The sequence below is a fragment of the Methylobacterium aquaticum genome (genome assembly GCF_001043915.1).
In the GTDB taxonomy this organism is placed as follows: Bacteria; Pseudomonadota; Alphaproteobacteria; order Rhizobiales; family Beijerinckiaceae; genus Methylobacterium; species Methylobacterium aquaticum.
The window spans coordinates 16,496-34,402 of sequence record NZ_LABX01000038.1 but is presented as its reverse complement, the minus strand read 5'-3'; the positions used below and the strand labels follow the sequence as shown (position 1 = coordinate 34,402).

15 protein-coding genes and 3 tRNA genes are annotated in these 17,907 nt (G+C 68.7%); 12 read left to right on the top strand and 6 right to left on the bottom strand.

Going from position 1 to position 17,907, the window contains the following annotated elements; genetic code table 11:
* Nucleotides 1-52: 52 nt before the first annotated feature.
* Both VP06_RS05295 and VP06_RS05290 read left to right on the top strand, forming a co-directional pair.
* Entirely contained in the window at nt 53-895 is an 843-nt protein-coding gene (locus VP06_RS05295) for a UPF0280 family protein (protein WP_245291062.1), read from the top strand.
* Entirely contained in the window at nt 892-1,470 is a 579-nt protein-coding gene (locus tag VP06_RS05290; RefSeq protein WP_048462781.1) for an amino acid synthesis family protein, read from the top strand. Before VP06_RS05295 ends, VP06_RS05290 begins: the two co-directional genes overlap by 4 nt.
* A gap of 14 nt (nt 1,471-1,484) precedes the next feature.
* Here the strand turns inward: VP06_RS05290 and VP06_RS33625 are convergent, their stop codons facing one another.
* The 3 genes from VP06_RS33625 to VP06_RS05275 all read right to left on the bottom strand — a co-directional run bounded on the left by VP06_RS33625 (nt 1,485) and on the right by VP06_RS05275 (nt 6,894).
* A complete protein-coding gene (locus VP06_RS33625) occupies nt 1,485-2,864 on the bottom strand; it encodes a GGDEF domain-containing protein (protein WP_053081536.1) in 1,380 nt (459 codons plus the stop codon).
* A 454-nt stretch (nt 2,865-3,318) separates the two neighbouring features.
* Nucleotides 3,319-4,248, bottom strand: coding sequence for an AEC family transporter (locus tag VP06_RS05280; RefSeq protein WP_048462780.1), 930 nt, complete (start codon nt 4,246-4,248; stop codon nt 3,319-3,321).
* Between the two features lie 201 nt (nt 4,249-4,449).
* Entirely contained in the window at nt 4,450-6,894 is a 2,445-nt protein-coding gene (locus VP06_RS05275) for an alkaline phosphatase PhoX (protein ID WP_053081535.1), read from the bottom strand.
* A gap of 260 nt (nt 6,895-7,154) precedes the next feature.
* Here VP06_RS05275 and VP06_RS05270 point away from each other — a divergent pair, with 260 nt between their 5' ends.
* The 3 genes from VP06_RS05270 to poxB all read left to right on the top strand — a co-directional run bounded on the left by VP06_RS05270 (nt 7,155) and on the right by poxB (nt 10,127).
* On the top strand, nt 7,155-7,409 hold the full coding sequence (locus tag VP06_RS05270; protein ID WP_048462778.1) for a hypothetical protein: 255 nt from the start codon (nt 7,155-7,157) through the stop codon (nt 7,407-7,409).
* Nucleotides 7,410-7,440: 31 nt separating this feature from the next.
* Nucleotides 7,441-7,716, top strand: coding sequence for a hypothetical protein (locus tag VP06_RS05265; RefSeq protein ID WP_048462777.1), 276 nt, complete (start codon nt 7,441-7,443; stop codon nt 7,714-7,716).
* Nucleotides 7,717-8,381: 665 nt separating this feature from the next.
* Entirely contained in the window at nt 8,382-10,127 is a 1,746-nt protein-coding gene (gene poxB / locus VP06_RS05260) for a ubiquinone-dependent pyruvate dehydrogenase (protein WP_048462776.1), read from the top strand.
* Between the two features lie 120 nt (nt 10,128-10,247).
* Here the strand turns inward: poxB and VP06_RS05255 are convergent, their stop codons facing one another.
* The 3 genes from VP06_RS05255 to aroA all read right to left on the bottom strand — a co-directional run bounded on the left by VP06_RS05255 (nt 10,248) and on the right by aroA (nt 14,115).
* Complete coding sequence (locus tag VP06_RS05255; RefSeq protein ID WP_048462775.1) at nt 10,248-11,870, bottom strand: ABC-F family ATP-binding cassette domain-containing protein; 1,623 nt, start codon at nt 11,868-11,870, stop codon at nt 10,248-10,250.
* A gap of 254 nt (nt 11,871-12,124) precedes the next feature.
* Nucleotides 12,125-12,757, bottom strand: a complete 633-nt coding sequence (cmk, locus tag VP06_RS05250) for a (d)CMP kinase (protein WP_048462774.1) — start codon at nt 12,755-12,757, stop codon at nt 12,125-12,127.
* Nucleotides 12,758-12,765: 8 nt separating this feature from the next.
* A complete protein-coding gene (gene aroA, locus VP06_RS05245; RefSeq protein WP_048462773.1) occupies nt 12,766-14,115 on the bottom strand; it encodes a 3-phosphoshikimate 1-carboxyvinyltransferase in 1,350 nt (449 codons plus the stop codon).
* Between the two features lie 169 nt (nt 14,116-14,284).
* Between aroA and VP06_RS05240 the strand changes: the two genes are divergently transcribed.
* The 7 genes from VP06_RS05240 to VP06_RS05215 all read left to right on the top strand — a co-directional run bounded on the left by VP06_RS05240 (nt 14,285) and on the right by VP06_RS05215 (nt 17,576).
* Nucleotides 14,285-14,671, top strand: coding sequence for a TIGR02300 family protein (locus VP06_RS05240; protein ID WP_048462772.1), 387 nt, complete (start codon nt 14,285-14,287; stop codon nt 14,669-14,671).
* A 214-nt stretch (nt 14,672-14,885) separates the two neighbouring features.
* Nucleotides 14,886-14,961, top strand: a tRNA-Ala gene (locus VP06_RS05235).
* Nucleotides 14,962-15,071: 110 nt separating this feature from the next.
* A tRNA-Ala gene (locus VP06_RS05230) sits at nt 15,072-15,147 on the top strand.
* A 100-nt stretch (nt 15,148-15,247) separates the two neighbouring features.
* Nucleotides 15,248-15,323, top strand: a tRNA-Ala gene (locus VP06_RS05225).
* Between the two features lie 281 nt (nt 15,324-15,604).
* Nucleotides 15,605-15,868, top strand: coding sequence for a hypothetical protein (locus VP06_RS37640; protein WP_210168116.1), 264 nt, complete (start codon nt 15,605-15,607; stop codon nt 15,866-15,868).
* Nucleotides 15,869-16,222: 354 nt separating this feature from the next.
* Nucleotides 16,223-16,654, top strand: a complete 432-nt coding sequence (locus VP06_RS38915; protein WP_082167179.1) for a transposase — start codon at nt 16,223-16,225, stop codon at nt 16,652-16,654.
* Between the two features lie 70 nt (nt 16,655-16,724).
* Nucleotides 16,725-17,576: an alpha/beta fold hydrolase gene (locus VP06_RS05215; protein ID WP_048462771.1), complete on the top strand. Its 852-nt coding sequence runs from the start codon at nt 16,725-16,727 to the stop codon at nt 17,574-17,576.
* Nucleotides 17,577-17,907 lie beyond the last annotated feature (331 nt).

The window sequence follows — 17,907 nt, the reverse complement described above, 5'->3', positions numbered from 1 at the left end:
GGCCGACCTCGTTCGCCTCATCGCCCGGCTCGGCTGATCGATGGATGGGCCGGTGCACCAGCGTCTGGCGGAGGGACGGCTGCACCTTCAGCACGGGCCGATCGACCTGGTCCTGCGCGCCTTCGGGGCCGACTCCGCCGTGGCCGAGGCGCACCGGGCCGCCATCGCCCGCTTCGCGACGGTGTTGGGCGAGCTGATCGGCGAGTTGCCGGACTTGCGCAAGCCCATGAGTGACCGCCCCCGGGTCGAGGGGAGAATCGCCCGACGGATGGTCGCGGCGTGCCGGCCGCACACCGCGTTCGTCACCCCGATGGCCGCGGTGGCGGGCGCGGTGGCGGACGAGATCCTGGACGCAATGCGCGACGCCGCCCCTCTCGACAAGGCTTTCGTCAACGATGGCGGCGACATCGCGCTCCACCTCACCGAGGGCGAGACCCTGGCGGTGGGCGTCGCCGCCGATTTCTCCCGCGGTCCGGTTCCGGCGGTGAACGGCCGGGTGATCGTGCGCCACCAGGACGGGATCGGCGGCATCGCCACCTCGGGGCGGCAGGGCCGCTCCTTCTCCCTCGGGATCGCCGATTCGGTCACGGTTCTCGCCCGCGACGCCGCCGCGGCCGACGCCGCCGCGACGCTCATCGCCAACGCGGTCGACCTGCCCGGGCATCCGGGGGTGCGGCGCGTCCCCGCCACCGATCTCGACCCCGATTCCGACCTTGGACCCCGCCTCGTCACCGTCGCGGTCCCGGCGCTGTCGGGCCCGGACATCGACGCCGCCCTTGAGACCGGGCGGCGCCGGGCGACAGCGATGCGTGCCGCCGGCCTCATCCGCTCCGCCGCCCTGATGCTCCAGGGCCGGTCCGTCCTTCTCGAAGAACCAAGGGAGATCCGCCCATGATCGAGGTCCGCAAGATCGTCGTCACCGTCGAGGAGGTCCGTCACGACGGTGGCCCCGCACTGAGCCAGCCCGTCCTCAAGGGCGCGGTCGCCTGCCTGGTGAAGAATCCCTTCGCAGGCCGCTACGAGCCCGAGATCACCCCGATGATGGAGGCGCTCAAACCCCTCGGCGTCGACTGCGCCCGCAAGCTCCTCGACGCGCTCGGCGGCGATCCCGGCCGGATCGAGGCCTACGGCAAGGGGTCGCTGGTGGGTTCGGCCGGCGAGCTGGAGCACGGGGCGCTCTGGCACGTGCCCGGCGGCTACGCCATGCGCGAGCTGCTCGGCCAGGCGCTCGCCATCGTGCCGTCGATGACCAAGGTCGGCCCGATGGGCGCCTCCCTCGACGTGCCGATCCACCACAAGGACGCGGCTTATGTCCGCTCGCATTTCGACGGCGTCACGGTGGCGGTGGCGGACGGCCCCCGGGCCGACGAGATCCTGTTCGCGCTCGCCATGACCACCGGTGGCCGCCCGCATGCCCGGGTGGGCGGACTGACCAAGAACGCGATCGCGACGTGGGACGGGCAGCGCTGAGCCGCACCGGGGCGTCAGGCCGCCCCGCGCTCCACCACCTCCGGCCACGGCCCGGAACTCGCCTCGACGCGGTTCCGGCCGTTGCGCTTGCAGCGGTAGAGCGCCGCATCGGCCCGGGCGACGAGGCTGTCGGTGCTCTCGCCCGGGGCCAGGGTGGCGACGCCGAACGAGCAGGTGCGGGGGCCGACCTCCGGGAGAGCCGTGGCCTCGGCGCGCTGACGCAGGCGCTCGGCGATGGCCGTGGCCGTGGCGAGGTCGGCGTCCGGGCAGAGCAGCATGAATTCCTCGCCACCCCAGCGGCCCAGGATGTCGGTCGGCCGCACCGCGTCGCGCAGGAGGGCCGCGAAGGCGACCAGCACCTGGTCGCCGACCTTGTGGCCGTAGCGGTCGTTGACCGACTTGAAGTTGTCGACGTCACCGAGGATCAGCGACAGCGGCGCGCCGCTCGCGCCCGCCCGCTCGGCCGCCTCGGCCAGGGCCTCGTCGAGCTTGCGCCGGTTACACAGGCCGGTGAGCAGGTCGGTATGGGCCAGGGTCTCGAGATCGCGGGTGCGCTCGGCGATACGGTCCTGCAACGTCGCGTTCATCTCGCGCAGGTCGCGCATCAGGGCCGCGTTCTCGTCGAAGGAGCGCCGCAGCCGGTCGCGCATGGTGTTGAGCGCGCCGGCGAGCGCGTGCAGCTCGTTGCGCCCGCCCGCCTCGATGGTGAGCGGCGGCGCCGCGAGGGTGTCGGCGTCGATCCGGGCGAGATAGTCGCGGATCTGGTCGAGCGGCCGGCCGACCATGCGGCGGATCACCATGTAAAAAATGAACCACAGCATCAGCGACTTGATCGCCGAATTGATCAGGATCACGGACAGCGTGTTCTTGACCTGCTCGATGGCGATGCTGTCGTCGGAATGGACGGTCCAGGAGCCGATCGGATAGATGCGGCCGTTCTCGTCGGTATGGACGACCGGGAAGGTGCGGCTGAACGGAGTTCCGAAGCGATGGGCGTGCGGCTGCGCCTCGGCGTTGCGGCCGACATGCCAGATCGCCCCGGCCTCGTCAGTGAAACTGCCGATCGCCTGCACGCGCCGGCCGGCCTCGTCGCGGACCTCGACCCCGAGGACGGTCGGGATCTCCTGCATGCCGGCCAGGATCCCGCGCAGCACCTCGCCGTTGTAGCGCCACATGGCGTCCTCGATGCCGGGGCTGAAGGTGCGCTGGAGGGCCGCCACGTCGTCCTGGAGGCGCTGGCTGGCCGCCCGATAGGCGACGAACATCTGCACGGCCGTGAGGCCGACGGCCACCACGATGTAGCAGCCGAAGATCGTCCGCATCAGACGTCCGGCGAGCGCCCGGTCCCGGACCGGCGGCCCGGCGGCAAAGATCCCGCGAAGCGAGCGACGCATCGCCATGTCCTAAGCGCGGCCCCGCGCGAGCCCGCCCGGCAGGACGCCCGTGGACGGAACGGCCGTGAACCGCCTGAGAAGGCAGCCTCCCGTTTCCATGTTCCTCCCCGTCCTGGCTGACAGTCTCAAGTCTGTGAGACTCGGGGCAGACATTCAAGATCCGATTAAGCGTTGGCGAAACGGCACCATCTTTCCCTATTCCTCCGTCATGCCATCGAGAAAGACCGGCGTCGCGGTCGACGTCGCGGTCGAGACGTGGGAGACCCGGGACGGTTCATTCCCGCGAACGCATTCCGGGCTCAAGCAAATTCCACCATCGGGATCGAATTCACCGTGCAGGGTGGCCGGGCGCGCCCCGCGTCACGGCCGGCCCGGCCCCCGGAGGGCGCGGTGGTGTGGCGACGCGACGCGGGGGCATGGGCGCCGGAGCGCTCGCCCGGACAGCCCTCCTCCGTCAGGCGAGCCAGGCCACGAGCAGCGACACGGTGATCACCGAGGCGAGGTGCGAGAGCAGGATCGCCCCGGAGGTCACGCCGGCCTCCAGCCCGTAGAGCTTGGCCAGCGTGAACGGTCCCGAGCCGATCGGCAGAGCGCCGAGCAGCACCGCCGCCCGCGCCCACAGATCCGGCACCGCGAAGACCTTGTAGACGAGGACCGCGGTGACCGCCGGCTGGAGCACCAGCTTGAGGACGACGAGTGCCGCCATCGGCCGGATATCCGAGAGGACCACCCGCTCCTGGGCGAGGAACAGCCCGATGCAGACCAGCGCGCAGGGCGAGGCCGCACCGCCGAGGAGCCCGGCGAACCGCTCGATCGGGCCGGGCACCGACAGGCCGGCGAGCCCGACCGCGAGGCCGGCCAGCGGCGCGATCAGGAGCGGGTTGCGCACCAGCGCCAGCCCCACCTTGCGGGCGGTGCCCGACCCCGCCCCCTTCCGGAGATCGAGTTCGATCAGCACGATCGCGAACAGGAACAGCACGCAGGCGGTGAACAGCGTCGCGATCACCGCCGCCGGCAGGCTCGCCGGCCCGAATACCAGGAGGCAGAGCGGGATGCCCATGAAGCCGACATTGCTGTAGCCCGCATCCAGCCCCTCGATGCAGGCCTGGGCCCCGGGCAGGCCCCGACCGCGCCCGAGCAGGTAGGCCACCGCGAAGGCCGCCGCGATGCCGCCCGCGAAGGCGGCCGCGAACCCGATCTGGGCGACCTGGTCCGGCGTGATCTTCGCCATCGCGCCGAACATCAGCGCCGGCAGGGCGAGGTAGATCGCGAACCGGTTCAGGCTGTCGGCGGCGGCCGGCCCGAACAGGGCGGTGCGGCCGCACAGGAAGCCCGCCAGGATCAGCGCGAAGATCGGGAGGGCGGCGTCGAGGACGGCCTGCATCGGGAAGGAGCCGGGGGAATGCCGAGACCCGGCGGAATGCGGGCAGGGCTCGCTTTGGTCCAGCCCGCCCGGCGGCGCAAGCGCGGCGACCGGGCGGGAGGTCTGCGCTCCGGACGGGGCCTTGCTCCAATGCGAGGCGCCCCGCCACCTGACGGTGACGGGGCGCCCTCGTGGTCGAACCGGAACGGGTGTCCCGACGGATCAGCCCTGGTTGCCGGCGCCGAAGGTTGTGTCGCCGAAGGTCGAGCGGCCCTCGGTCGCGCCGTATTGCAGGTAGTGCTGCATCGGGTCGAGCCGGGCCCGCGCCACGTCGCCATAGGCATCGAGATAGGCCGTCGTATCGAAGCCCTTCGACGGATCGCGGCCTTCCTTCCAGCCATACTGGTCGTAGTGCATCAGCGGGTCGATCCCGGCCGCCCGGACATCGCCATAGGCGTTCAGGTAGCCCTTGGTGTCGAACACCGCGTTGGGGTTGCGCCCCTCCTTCCAGCCATAGGTCTGGTAGTGCTCGTAGGCATAGGCGAAGGGGTCCTTGCCGGATGCCGTCGCGGCGCGCGCCACGTCGGCATACGAGAGCAGGTAGAACTCGGCGTCGAAGCCCGGATGCGCCGCGAGGTCGGCGGTCTTGCCGATCGCCGCATAGGCTTGCCGGCCCTCGTCCTGGCCGTACTCGATGAAGTGCTTGAGCGGGTCGATACCGGCGGCCTTCACGTCCGCATTGCGGGCGAGATACTGCTCGTTGTCGAAGGCCGCCGACGGGTCGCGGCCTTCCTTCCAGCCATACTGGTCGTAGTGCTGGAGCGGGTTGAGGCCGGCAGCGCGGACATCGGCGTTGGCGGCGAGGTAGCCGGTGGTGGAGAACAGCGCGTTGGGATCGCGGCCTTCCTTCCAGCCATAGGTGGCGTAGTGGGTGTCGGCGTCCTGGCCGGCGGCCAGCACGTCCTTGTTGTTCGCCAAGTAGAACAGGTCGTCGACGAGCGGGGCGCCGTCCGCCACCGTCACGGTCGTGTCGGTGAAAAGGTAGCGCTCGAAGCCCGTGACGGTGCTGCGGGTATTGCCCGCGCTCACCACGTCGCGGCCGTTCTCGGCGCTCACCCGGGCATCGGCGAGGCGGAGATCGAACACCGCGGTGTCGGTGCCGGTGCCGCCCGACAGGATGTTGGTACCGGTACGGCCGTTGATCGTGTCGTCGCCCGCCGCGCCGAGGATCAGGTCGTCGATGGCGCTGCCGGTCAGGGTGTCGTTGCCGGCGGTGCCGCGGATCGTGCGGTCCTGATACATCATCATCAGCTGGCCGCCCTCGACCAGCTCGCCACCCAGGGCGTAATGGGCCTGGGTGTCGAGGAGGTAAGCCTGCCGGCCCGGCGCGCCGAAGATCGTGCTGACGTCGACGACGCCGGAGGATTCCTCATCCTGGTTGAACGGCGCGGTCGGCGCGGCGAAGCGGGCCGGATCGTGCTGGGCGAGTTCGGTCAGGGAGCCGGTGGCCGGATCGTACTGGAACACCTTGGACAGGCGGGGGCTGTTGCCCGGATCCTCCTGGAGGATGACCTTGCCGTCGGCGGTCACCGTCATGTTGTCGAGCATCACCTGCCCTTCGGTCCCGCGCAGCAGCTCCTTGATGGTGCCGCCGAGTTCCGGACGGGTGACGTCGGTGAAGTCGAGCGCCCAGAGCCGCGACGGGCTGGTGATGCCGTTCGTGGTGACGAAGTAGAACCGGTTGGGGTTGCTCGGATCCCAGGCGCCATCCTCGGGCCGCAGGAAGGTGGTCACGCCCTCGGCGTCGCTCTCGTCCTGGAGCTGCGCGCCGGTCACCCGCGAGACGTCTCCATTCGGGCCCATCTCCTGCAAGGAGAAGGCGGCGCCGGCCGGGTCGAGCGAGGTGGCGTTGGTCTCGGCGACGACCGACGGCACCTTGATGCCGTAGAGCTTGCCGTTGGTCAGGCCGGCCTTGTCGATCTCGGAGCCGGTGGCCTGCTTGTTGCCGACATAGACGTAAAGCTGGCCGGTCGCGGAATCGTCGGTGCCGATTGTCACCGTCTTGGCGCCAGAGGCCGGGTTCGCCAGCGAGTTCTCCATCGAGAACTTGCCGAGGCGGGGCAGCTCGTAGATGCGGCCGGCCTCGGGGCCGTTCACGATCCAGGCGAGCGCCCGGCCCTCGGTGCCGTTCTCCTCGCCGTTCATGAAGATGCGGGCCTGGGTGCCGAGCCCGGTCGCCGCGTCATAGAAGGCCGAGACCGCCGGAAGGTCGGCCGAGCACAGGCGCGCCAGCGCCGTGGTGCCCTGCTGGTAGGTGCCGGTGGCGGCATTGAAGCCGTAGAAGCTGGTGCCGAGATCACCAGCCGAGAGAACCTTCAGGCTGGCCTTGTCGACGATCAGCCGGTCGACGAAGGCGCCGGCCGAGCCGTGCGCCCGCACCACGCCGGCGGTGGCACCGATCTCGTGGTTGACCAGCACCGTGGCGGTACCGTCACCGTTGTCGAAGGCGCCGATGCCGTCCGGGATGCCGACGAAGCGCCAGGGCGTGCCGTTCGCCTTGACCGAGCCGGGCACGGTATCGCCCACGCTCAGGATCGACGTGAAGCTGACATTGCCGGTGCTCGGCACCAGATAGGGGGTCTGCGTGGTCGAGGGGCCGATGGCCATGGACGCTTCCTTGGAATGTTTCCAGAACGGCGTATAGATGCGCGTGAGCAACAGTTCGGTGACATCCCGTGATGGTACACGCTCGACCGGATGACTTAATCCATCTCCATCGCGCCGCGCCGGCCATGGCGACGATGCGGTGGAGGGACGCGCGAAGCTGGTCTAGAACGAAAAAAGAACAGGCGGGCCGGCACCTTACGGTCGCGCGTCGGGATCCGGGATAGTTTCGGACCGAAGGGGAATGGTGGCGGGAGACCGGAATGACGATGCGGACGACCTTCATGGTGCAGACGTTCGAAGTGCACCGGAAGCGGTTGCGGCCGGGTGCGCGCGACGTAGCGCCGACGGAGAGCGGCGCGCTGAAGCGCGCCGCCGCGATCGCCGGGCGCATGCCGGGCGCGGCGGCCCTTCGGATCGTGGCGGATGACGAGACCGGCGAACTCGAGAGCGTGACGATCCTGGGCACCTTCGGCGAGATCCCGGACGACTTCGCCGAGCAGATCAGCGGCGGCTGACCCCAGAGACGACCCGACGAGGAGACAAGCGATGGCCTTCAAGCCGAAATCCGCCGCCGAGACCAAGTCGGCGGAACTGGCCGCGATCCTGATCCGGATCGCCGATCGGGAGGGCGCGCCGGTCCAGGTCGGCGTGGATGAATTGCGGCGGGCGAGCCCGCGCCTGACGCCGCTCGCGATCGGCCAGATGTTCCGCCGGCACCGCGACGATCTGGAGGCGGCTTTGTCGGAGCGTGGCTACACCCTGGTCGATTATGCGGACCAGGGGCCCGGGCGCGGGATGGCGTTCGAGATCGCCCCGGCGTGACCGCCTCACGGCCAGGCTTCATGCACCGCACGCATGGCACCCCGCACGAAAGCCCGCGTTGTGCAGCGCAAAAAATCATGGGATGCACCTGTCACGCAAGGACGCGATGGCGTCGCGGACTTGCCAGCCCTCTTGGGCGTTTCCTCCCTAGACTTCGGGCCACTCGCAAGAGTGGCCTTTTTTCTTTTCAGCGTCTCTTTTTTGTCATCTCTTGTGGTCTGTCGGCAGGATGGGCAGCCACATGACTCTGCGGCCGTCACGATCCGGTAGTCGCCGCACCATGCGTTCCTGCCGGCTCTCCGATCCGGGACCAGCCCTGCTGAGACCATCGGCCCAAAATGCTGACGCATCGGGCCGATGAACCATCTCACATTTTCGATGCTAGAGCGCTTCACGATTGCGTTGCCATCGCGAAGCTTCTCTCGCTCTTTGATTTTGCCGCATTGTCTACGACGAACCGGTATCCACTTCGTCGGACAATGCTCTCAGCCAAAGGCTGAGCGAAAATCGGAGAACGGAACCAAAGGTCGTTTTCTTTCGGCCCTTGGCATGAGACGTCCCCTTCGGGCGACCGCGCCCTAGATCCGGCCCTCATGGGCCCCTCGCCGGGAGAGCGGCCCCTGTCCGCGGCGGTGCCGCTGCGGCGCAGTGTGCAGGAGCGTGTCATGCCAAGCCGCACCGTTGCCGATCTCTGCATCGAGACCCTGGAGCATGCCGGCGTCGCGCGCGTCTACGGCGTCGTCGGCGACAGCCTGAACGGCCTCACCGAGGCGATCCGGGCCAGAGGCAAGAATCCGGGCAAGATCCGCTGGGTCCATGTGCGCCACGAGGAGGTGGCGGCCTTCGCGGCCTCGGCCGAGTCGCAGGTCACCGGCGGGCTGGCAGTCTGTGCCGGCTCCTGCGGCCCGGGCCACCTGCACCTCATCAATGGCCTCTACGACGCCCATCGGACGCGCACGCCGGTGCTCGCCATCGCCGCCCACATCCCCTCGGCGGAGATCGGCACCGGCTATTTCCAGGCCACCCACCCCGAGGCGCTGTTCCGGGAGTGCAGCCACTATTGCGAACTCGTCTCCGATCCGAGCCAGTTGCCCTATGTCCTCGAGATCGCGATCCGCACCGCGGTGAGCCAGGGCGGCGTGTCGGTGGTGGTGATCCCGGGCGACGTCGCCCTCAAGGAGGCGCCGGAGCGGGCGCTCGCCGCGCCGGCGACCCTGACGCCCAAGCCCCCGATCGTCCTGCCGCCGGCCTCCGAGATCGACGCGCTGGCCGATCTCCTCCAGGGGTCGGAGACGGTGACGCTGTTCTGCGGGCGCGGCTGCGCCGGAGCGCGGGATCAGGTGATCCGCCTCGCCGAGACCCTGAAGGCGCCGGTGGTCCATGCGCTCGGCGGCAAGGAGCATGTCGAGCACGACAACCCTTACGACGTCGGCATGACCGGGCTGATCGGCTTCTCGTCCGGCTACGCCGCGATGGAATCCTGCGACGCCCTGCTGCTGCTCGGCACCGACTTCCCCTACCGCCAGTTCTACCCGGACAATGCCAGGATCGCCCAGATCGACATCCGGCCGGAAAATCTCGGCCGCCGCTGCCGGCTCGATCTCGGCCTCGTCGGCGATGTCGGGGTAACGATCGCCGGCCTGCTGACGCGGCTCGAACCGCGCACCGACAGGCGCCACCTCGACCGCTGCCTGGCGCACTACGCCAAGGCCCGCGAGGGCCTGGACGACCTCGCCACCGGCAAACCCGGCCGCACGCCGATCCACCCGCAATACCTGACCCGGCTGGTGAGCGAGGCGGCCGCCCCCGACGCGGTGTTCACGGCGGATGTCGGCACGCCCACCATCTGGGCAGCGCGCTACCTTACGATGACCGAGGACCGGCGGCTGATCGGCTCCTGGACGCACGGCTCGATGGCGAACGCCATGGCGCACGCGATCGGGATTCAGGCCGCGCAGCCCGGCCGCCAGGTCATCGCGCTTGCGGGCGACGGCGGATTCACCATGCTGATGGGCGACCTTCTCACCCTGGTGCAGGAAAAGCTGCCGGTGAAGGTGGTGGTGGTCAACAACGGCACCCTCGGCTTCGTCGAGATGGAGATGAAGGCCGCCGGCTATCTCGAGACCGGGGTCGCGCTCCAGAACCCCGATTTTTCCGCCATCGCCCGCGCCGCGGGCCTGCATGGCCGCCGGGTGGAGGATCCGGGCGACCTGGAAGGGGCCATCGCCGAGATGCTGGCCCATGACGGCCCGGCCCTCCTCGACGTGGTGACGAACCGCCAGGAACTCGCCATGCCGCCCCGGATCCAGGCCGAGCAGGTGAAGGGCTTCAGCCTCTACGTGATGCGGGCGGTGATGAATGGTCGCGGCGACGAGATTCTCGATCTCGCCGCCTCCAACCTAATCCGGTGACGCACGCCGATCGGATGAACGGGATGGCGCGCGGGCGCCCTCCTGCGCCCTGACGGGGCGCAGCGCAAGTCAGGCACTCCGCGTCTCCGCCTTCGTCGAAAAACCGCCTCTGCCCGGCTCTCAGTGCCGGAGCCCCGGCGCCTCGCGCCCGGTGCTCTCGACATAGTCCACGTAGCCGCCGCCATATTGGTGGATGCCCTCCGGCGTCAGTTCCAGCACCCGGTTCGACAGGGCGGCGAGGAAGTGCCGGTCGTGCGAGACGAACAGCATCGTGCCCTCGTACTGGGCGAGCGCCGCGATCAGCATGTCCTTGGTGCCGACGTCGAGGTGGTTGGTCGGCTCGTCGAGGACGAGGAAGTTCGGCGGGTCGTAGAGCATCTTGGCCATGGCGAGCCGGGCCTTCTCGCCGCCGGAGAGCACCCGGCAGCGCTTCTCGACGTCGTCGCCCGAGAAGCCGAAGCAGCCGGCGAGGGTGCGCAGCGATCCCTGACCGGCCTGCGGGAACGACTCCGCCAGGAACTCGAAGACCGTCCGCTCGCCGTCTAGCGTATCCATGGCGTGCTGGGCGAAGTAGCCGAGCTTGACACTGGCGCCGATCGTCACGGTGCCGGAATCCGGCGCGGTCGTGCCGGTGGCGAGCTTGAGGAGCGTCGACTTGCCGGCGCCGTTGACGCCCATCACGCACCAGCGCTCCTTGCGGCGGATGCCGAAATCGAGCCCGTCATAGATCGTGCGGCTGCCATAGCTCTTGCGCACACCCTTCAGGCTGATGACGTCGTCGCCGGAGCGCGGGGCGGCGGGGAAGTCGAAGGCCACGCTCTGGCGCCGCCGAGGCGGCTCGACGCGCTCGATCTTGTCGAGCTTCTTCACCCGGCTCTGCACCTGGGCGGCGTGCGAGGCGCGCGCCTTGAAGCGCTCGATGAACTTGATCTCCTTGGCCAGCATCGCCTGCTGGCGCTCGAACTGCGCCTGCTGCTGCGCCTCGCTCAAGGCGCGCTGCTGCTCGTAGAAGGCGTAGTCGCCCGAATAGGTGGTGAGCGATCCGGCATCGATCTCGATGATCTTGCCGACGATCCGGTTCATGAAGGCCCGGTCGTGCGAGGTCATCAGCAGGGCGCCGTCGAAGCCCCTCAGGAAGTCCTCGAGCCAGATCAGGCTCTCGAGGTCGAGGTGGTTGCTCGGCTCGTCGAGGAGCATCACGTCGGGGTTCATGAGCAGGATGCGGGCGAGCGCGACGCGCATCTTCCAGCCACCCGACAGGGCGCCGACATCACCCTCGATCATCTCGGGCGCGAAGCTCAGGCCCGCCAGCACCTCGTGCGCGCGGCCCTCCAGGGCATAGCCGCCAAGTTCCTCGAACCGCCCCTGCACCTCGCCATACCGCTCGACCAGCGCGTCCATCTCGTCGGCCCGGTCGGGATCGGCGAGCGCCGACTCGATCTCGCGCAGCTCGGCCGCCACGACGCTCACCGGGCCGGCCCCGTCCATCACCTCGGACAGGACGGAGCGGCCGGCCATCTCGCCGACATCCTGGCTGAAATATCCGATGGTGATACCGCGATCGGTCGAAACCTGGCCCTCGTCGGGCTGCTCCTCACCGGTGATCATCCGGAACAGGGTCGTCTTGCCGGCGCCGTTGGGACCGACGAGCCCGACCTTCTCGCCGCGCTGCAATGCCGCCGATGCCTCGATGAAGAGGAGCTGGTTGCCGTTCTGCTTGCCGATCTTGTCGAGGCGGATCATGGGAGGCGGAGGTCCGAAGTGGAGGGCGCGCCGGGAGTCGCGCGGTGTCGAAACGATCTGCCACGACTTCGTGGCGGAGGGGTGTCATACCAACGGTCGTTGAAAACGACCGTTGGTTCCGTTCTCGAATTTTCGCCAAGCCTCTGGCTTGATGTCGAAAATTCGAGATGGGCCAACGGCCCGATGCGTCAGCATCCTGGGCCGCTGCTGGTATCAGGTGGGCGGCACGATCGGCTCCGCACGCGGACCGACGCTCAGTTCCGCTTGCCGCCCCGCCCCTCGACCACGTCGGTGGCGACCTGGAAGGCGGCGTCGGCATCCAGCGCCGTGGTGTCGAGCACCACCGCATCCTCGGCCACCCGCAAGGGCGCGGCATCGCGGTCCGCATCGCGGGCATCGCGGCGCAGGATGTCGGCCAGCACCGCGTCGTAGGGAATCGTCTCGCCCCGTTCGCCGAGTTCGCGGTGGCGGCGGCGGGCACGCTCCTCGGCCGACGCGGTGACGAACAGCTTCACGGCGGCATCCGGGCAGACCACGGTGCCGATGTCGCGCCCGTCGAGCACGGCGCCCCCGGGCGCGCCGGCGAAGCGGCGCTGCCAGTCGAGGAGCGCGGCGCGCACCGCGGCTTGCGCCGAGACGATCGAGGCCGCCTCGCCCATCGCGCTGTCGCGCAGGCGCGGATCGCCCAGGAAGGCCACGTCGAGCCCCCGCGCGGCATCCGCGGCCGCCGTGGCGTCGGCAAGGTCGCGGTCCGCATCGAGGAGCGTCAGCGCCACCGCCCGATAGAGCAGGCCGGTATCGAGGTGCGGCAGGCGGTAATGCGCCGCCAGGCGCCTGGCGAGCGTCCCCTTGCCGGAGGCCGCCGGCCCGTCGATGGCGATGATCATGGACAGCCTCATGCGTCGAGCGCGGCGCCGAGCGCCCGCATGTCGGCGAGGAAGGCCGGGTAGCTCGTCGCGATCATTGCGCCGTCGTCGACCGTCACCGGCGTCCGGGCGGCCATGCCCAGCACCAGGAACGCCATGGCGATGCGGTGGTCGAGATGGGTCTCGACCGTGCCGCCGCCCGCGGGCGCGGCCCCGTCGCCGTGGACGATGAGGTCGTCGCCCTCGACGACGTGAGAGACGCCGTTGGCCGTGAGACCCGCCGCCACCGCGGCGAGGCGGTCCGATTCCTTGACGCGCAGCTCGTGCAGGCCCTGCATCCGGGTGGTGCCTTCGGCGCAGGCCGCCGCCACCGCGAGCACCGGATACTCGTCGATCATCGCCGGCGCCCGCTCGGGCGGCACCGCGACGCCCGTCAGGCGGCTGTGGCGCACCCGCAGGTCGGCGACGGTCTCGCCGCCCTCCTCGCGCTCGTTCAGCCGCGCGATGTCGCCGCCCATCTCCAGGAGCGTGGTGAGGAGGCCGGTGCGCAGGGGGTTCATCATCACCCCCTCGATCACGACCTCGGAGCCCGGCACGATCAGGGCCGCCACCAGCGCGAAGGCGGCCGAGGACGGATCGGCCGGCACCACCACGTCGGTGGCGGTCAGGGTCGGCTGACCGGTGAGCGCGATGCGCCGGCCATGGCCGCCGGGACCGATCGCCTCGACCGCGACGGTGGCGCCGAACAGGCGCAGCATCCGCTCGGTATGGTCGCGGGTCGCCGCGGCCTCGACCACCGTGGTCGTGCCCGGGGCGTTCAGACCGGCGAGAAGCACCGCCGACTTCACCTGCGCCGAGGCGACCGGGCTCTCATAGGTGATCGGCACCGCCTCGCGGGGACCGCGTAAGGTGAGCGGCACCCGGCCGCCCTCGGCCTGTTCCACCACCGTCACGCCCATCTGCACCAGGGGATCGAGGATCCGCCGCATCGGCCGCTTGCGCAGCGAGGCGTCGCCGTCGAAGGTCGCGGTGACCGGGTGGCCGCCGACCACGCCCATCATCAGCCGCGAGCCGGTGCCGGCATTGCCGAAATCGAGCACGCCCGCCGGATCCGACAGGCCGCCGACGCCGACGCCGCGCACCCGCCAGCGCCCCTCCCCGTCGCGGTCGATGCCCGCCCCGAGGGCCTTGGCGGCGGCGGCGGTGCGCAGCACGTCGTCGCCTTCGAGCAGGCCTTCGATCCGGGTCTCGCCGAGGCTGAGCAGGCCGAGGATGATCGCCCGGTGCGAGATCGACTTGTCGCCGGGCGGCCGCAGCCGGCCCCGCAGGGCCGTGCCGGCCTGGGCGGTGATCGGGGACGGAGTGGAAGCGTGCGACACGGGCAGCAGGCCTGATTCTGGAGAGCCGCGAAGAAACGCGGGAAAACGGCCGGGTCGTTAGCATGCGGGCACCGCCGCGTCATCCGCTGGCGCCCCAGGTATTTGACAGGGCTGGCAGGCGCGACTAACCGGACCCACTCTTACCGACATCGACAGGAACGAAACTACCGTGGCCAGACCGGAACTCGGCTTGAAGCGCCAGTGCATGAGCTGCGGCGCGAAGTTCTACGACCTCAGCAGGGACCCCGCCGTGTGCCCGAAATGCGGCACGGTCTATCAGGTCGCCGCGCTCTCCAGCACCCGCGTCCCCGCCCCGGCGATCGCCAACCGCGCCCCGCGGGAGGAAGAGACCGAGGAGGAGGCCGGCACCCCCGAGATGGTCTCCCTCGACGAGGTCGAGGCCGCCGAGGACGGCGCCGACGTCGTGGTCGACGACGACGCCGATGTGGGCGATGCCGGCGGCGAGGACGATACCTTCCTGGAGGAGGACGAGGAGAGCGGCGACGACGTCTCCGACTTCATCGACGGCGACATCGAAAGCGACGAGGAATCCTGATCCTCCCCGAGGGCGGGCGACGGCGGCCCCCGGCTGCGGTCGCCCCAACCTTCTGGCGCCGTTTTGGAATTCGCGACAGTCACGAAAACTTCGCGAAGACCCGCCCCGAGGGCTTGTGTCCGGCGCCACACCCTCATATACCGCCGCTCACCGGCGGCGCCCTCCCCGAGGGCACCGATCGGTTCCGGGACGGATCCCATACGTCCTGTAGCGTGGGGCTATAGCTCAGCTGGGAGAGCGCTTGAATGGCATTCAAGAGGTCAGCGGTTCGATCCCGCTTAGCTCCACCACATCGCATCAGACGCTGCCGAATCAGGCGTCGGTTGGTGTGATCCGATCGCGACATGCGATCACCACGTGACGAGACCCGCAGGCGTTCCCAGCGCCGCGGCTGATGGACGGGGCTATAGCTCAGCTGGGAGAGCGCTTGAATGGCATTCAAGAGGTCAGCGGTTCGATCCCGCTTAGCTCCACCACATCGGGCCTGATGCCGCCAAGACAGGCGTGCTTCGATCGCGACACGCGATCACGACATGACGAGACCCGCAGGCGTTCCCAGCGCCGCGGGTGACGGATGGGGCTATAGCTCAGCTGGGAGAGCGCTTGAATGGCATTCAAGAGGTCAGCGGTTCGATCCCGCTTAGCTCCACCATCCTTCTCCCCATCGTGACAGGCAGACCGGCAGGCTACCCCATCGGGTCGCTTTGCGCGCTCTCGGATCGGTTATGCCTCGCCGGATCCGAGCCGGCCATCTGGCAGCCGGAAGCGCTGGCACGCTGCCCTGCCGAACTGGCATGTCCGCGCTGGCCTTGTCCTGTTTGCAGCACGCGACGACGTCGCGCGGGAGACGATGCGGCAACCCGGTCTCCTTCGGTCCCGCTCATGATCTCGGGCCATCCGGGCTGTCCCGCCGCATGATGCCAACGGTCCAAGATGCCGACGATTGCTTCGATCTCGGGCAAGCCCGAGATCCGCATCGATTCGATCTCGGGCAAGCCCGAGATCGACGAGGCCGTTGATCCCTCTCGACATGTCGGTGCCAAGCTCAGACGTCCGGAACCTTGCGCCGGAAGCTTAACCTTGGCGACAAAGCGGGTGCGGCCCCAGAGATCCCCATCGATGACTGCCGGTATGATCCGGTTGTCTGGCGGGCGTTCCACGCTCACCGATGGCTGCATCGTCGCGACAATTTCATGACAGGTCAATGACGTTTCTGTCAGCTTTGATCGCCACATTCACACCGATTGGAAACACTCACGATCGATCAAAACTCTTGAAGTAAGATTTTTATCTCTTTTGTACCTGACGCTGAGAATGCATCATCATTTTTATTTTCAATCGTGATTATATCTACTCTTGTGAAGAAATTTTCATAGCCAAAAAAATACATACAAACCAAAATATCTAATCTATCAAGTAAGCCTAGGATTAGTCCGTTTGGCTGCATGTTAGAGCATAAACGATCTCGAACCGGATCCGTGTTGTGGTGGATCAACAAACTTCAACCGGCGGTGTGCAGCCCGATTGAAGAAGCAGATTACCCTTGGTAATATGATTCCAGGCGGAATCGTGAGCAGGGGGTTGTTGATGTTGACGGAGGCGCAGTGGGCTGTGCTCGCACCATTGCTCGAAGGCTGCCGACCCCGCGGCAAGACGCAGCCTCACGATCTCAAGCGAACCGTCGACGCGATCCTCTGGCGTCACTGGCACGATACCAACTGGCGCGCTGTTCCGGCGCATTACGGCCCGTGGTGGATGGCGGCCCAGACCTTCATCCGCTGGTCCCGCCTCGGCGTCTGGGAGCAGCTTCTCGCCCGTCTGGAGCGCTCCTTCGAGGAGAGCGGCCTGCTGGTCCCGGGCATCGACCACGACGAGTTCGCGTATGGCGGCGCTCGCAAGAAGGAGCTTCAGGACAGCGAGCTACAGGTGCGCCAGATTGCCAACATGCTGCTGAGCCTGCAGAAGCAGGCCGCGGTGGCCTGAGGAACGCCGCCCCGGCCGGAGCGGCTCGGGGGCCGCATCCTCGCCATCGCGCCGACGAGGTCGCCGCCCGATGTTCGTCGCTGTCAACGGCGTCCGTCTCTTCGTCGACGTCGACAATGCCGGGCTCGTTCCCGCGGGCGACACGATGCGGGAGAAGCCGACCCTGCTGCTGCTGCATGGCGGCCCCGGCTTCGACCATAGCGCCTTCAAGCCCCGCTTCTCCGAGCTGAGCGACGTGGCGCAGGTGGTCTATTATGACCATCGCGGCAACGGCCGCAGCGAGGATGGCGACCGTGCCGGCTGGACGCTGGCGCAATGGGGCGACGACGTGAAGGGCCTGTGCGATGCCTTGGGCATCGTCCAGCCGATCGTGCTCGGGATGTCCTTCGGCGGCTACGTCGCCCAATCCTATGCGACGCGGTATCCGGACCATCCGGGCAAGCTCGTCCTCGCCAGCACCGCCGCCAGGGTCGATTTTCCGGGGATTTTTGCGCGCTTCGGAGAACTGGGCGGGCCCGAGGTCGCCCGGATCGCCGAGAGCTACTGGACGGCTCCGACCACCGAGAGGCGCGCGGAGTATTTTCGCACCTGCGTGCCGTTCTACCGCCGCAAGCCCGCCGATCCCGCCAAGCTGCGGCGCGTGCTGGTGCGCAACGACACCGCGCTCCACTTCAACGGGCCCGGCAACGAGCAGGGCCGGATGGATTTCCGCCCCGTGCTCGGGCGCCTGCGCTGCCCTGTCCTGGTCATGGCGGGCACGCACGACCCGCTGGTGCCGCCGGGCGTCAGCGAGGCGCTCATCGCGGCCCTGCCGCCCGGCCGGGTGCGCTTCGAGGGGTTCGCGGAAAGCAGCCACGACCTGTTCGGCGACGAGGCGGAGCGGGCCTTCGCGGTTGTGCGAGAGTTCATCGCGGCGGCGTGACCCGACAGCGTCAGGCGTGTCAGCTTGATCCGTTCGGCAAAGGTCGCGCGCATCTCCCCGAACCGTGCGAGAGAGGGGCACGCGGACCGGAGAGGCCGCACGAGGGGCGGCGGTAGGGGAACAGACGCCGAACGTCCCGCGGCCGGCACGACACGCGTCTGCCGGGTGCCGTCCCTCGACGGAGGTGACGACCTTGGCTATTCGGCCAGGATCGCGGCATGGAGGCGTTTTGGAGGTGGATGATGTTTGGGCGTGCACGCAGAGCCAAATTCATTGTAACGGCCCTTGCATTCGGTGCAATCAGTTGTGGACCGGTATCGTCGAAAGAAAA

Bases quoted from the DNA above. Each gene is read 5' to 3' on its own strand.
- VP06_RS05215 (WP_048462771.1), top strand. From the start codon at position 16,725: ATGTTCGTCGCTGTCAACGGCGTCCGTCTCTTCGTCGACGTCGACAAT.
- VP06_RS33625 (WP_053081536.1), bottom strand. From the start codon at position 2,864: ATGCGTCGCTCGCTTCGCGGGATCTTTGCCGCCGGGCCGCCGGTCCGG.
- VP06_RS37640 (WP_210168116.1), top strand. From the start codon at position 15,605: ATGCCGACGATTGCTTCGATCTCGGGCAAGCCCGAGATCCGCATCGAT.
- VP06_RS05255 (WP_048462775.1), bottom strand. From the start codon at position 11,870: ATGATCCGCCTCGACAAGATCGGCAAGCAGAACGGCAACCAGCTCCTC.
- VP06_RS05280 (WP_048462780.1), bottom strand. From the start codon at position 4,248: ATGCAGGCCGTCCTCGACGCCGCCCTCCCGATCTTCGCGCTGATCCTG.
- VP06_RS05275 (WP_053081535.1), bottom strand. From the start codon at position 6,894: ATGGCCATCGGCCCCTCGACCACGCAGACCCCCTATCTGGTGCCGAGC.
- VP06_RS05290 (WP_048462781.1), top strand. From the start codon at position 892: ATGATCGAGGTCCGCAAGATCGTCGTCACCGTCGAGGAGGTCCGTCAC.
- cmk (WP_048462774.1), bottom strand. From the start codon at position 12,757: ATGATCATCGCCATCGACGGGCCGGCGGCCTCCGGCAAGGGGACGCTC.
- VP06_RS38915 (WP_082167179.1), top strand. From the start codon at position 16,223: ATGATTCCAGGCGGAATCGTGAGCAGGGGGTTGTTGATGTTGACGGAG.
- VP06_RS05265 (WP_048462777.1), top strand. From the start codon at position 7,441: ATGGCCTTCAAGCCGAAATCCGCCGCCGAGACCAAGTCGGCGGAACTG.
- poxB (WP_048462776.1), top strand. From the start codon at position 8,382: ATGCCAAGCCGCACCGTTGCCGATCTCTGCATCGAGACCCTGGAGCAT.
- VP06_RS05270 (WP_048462778.1), top strand. From the start codon at position 7,155: ATGACGATGCGGACGACCTTCATGGTGCAGACGTTCGAAGTGCACCGG.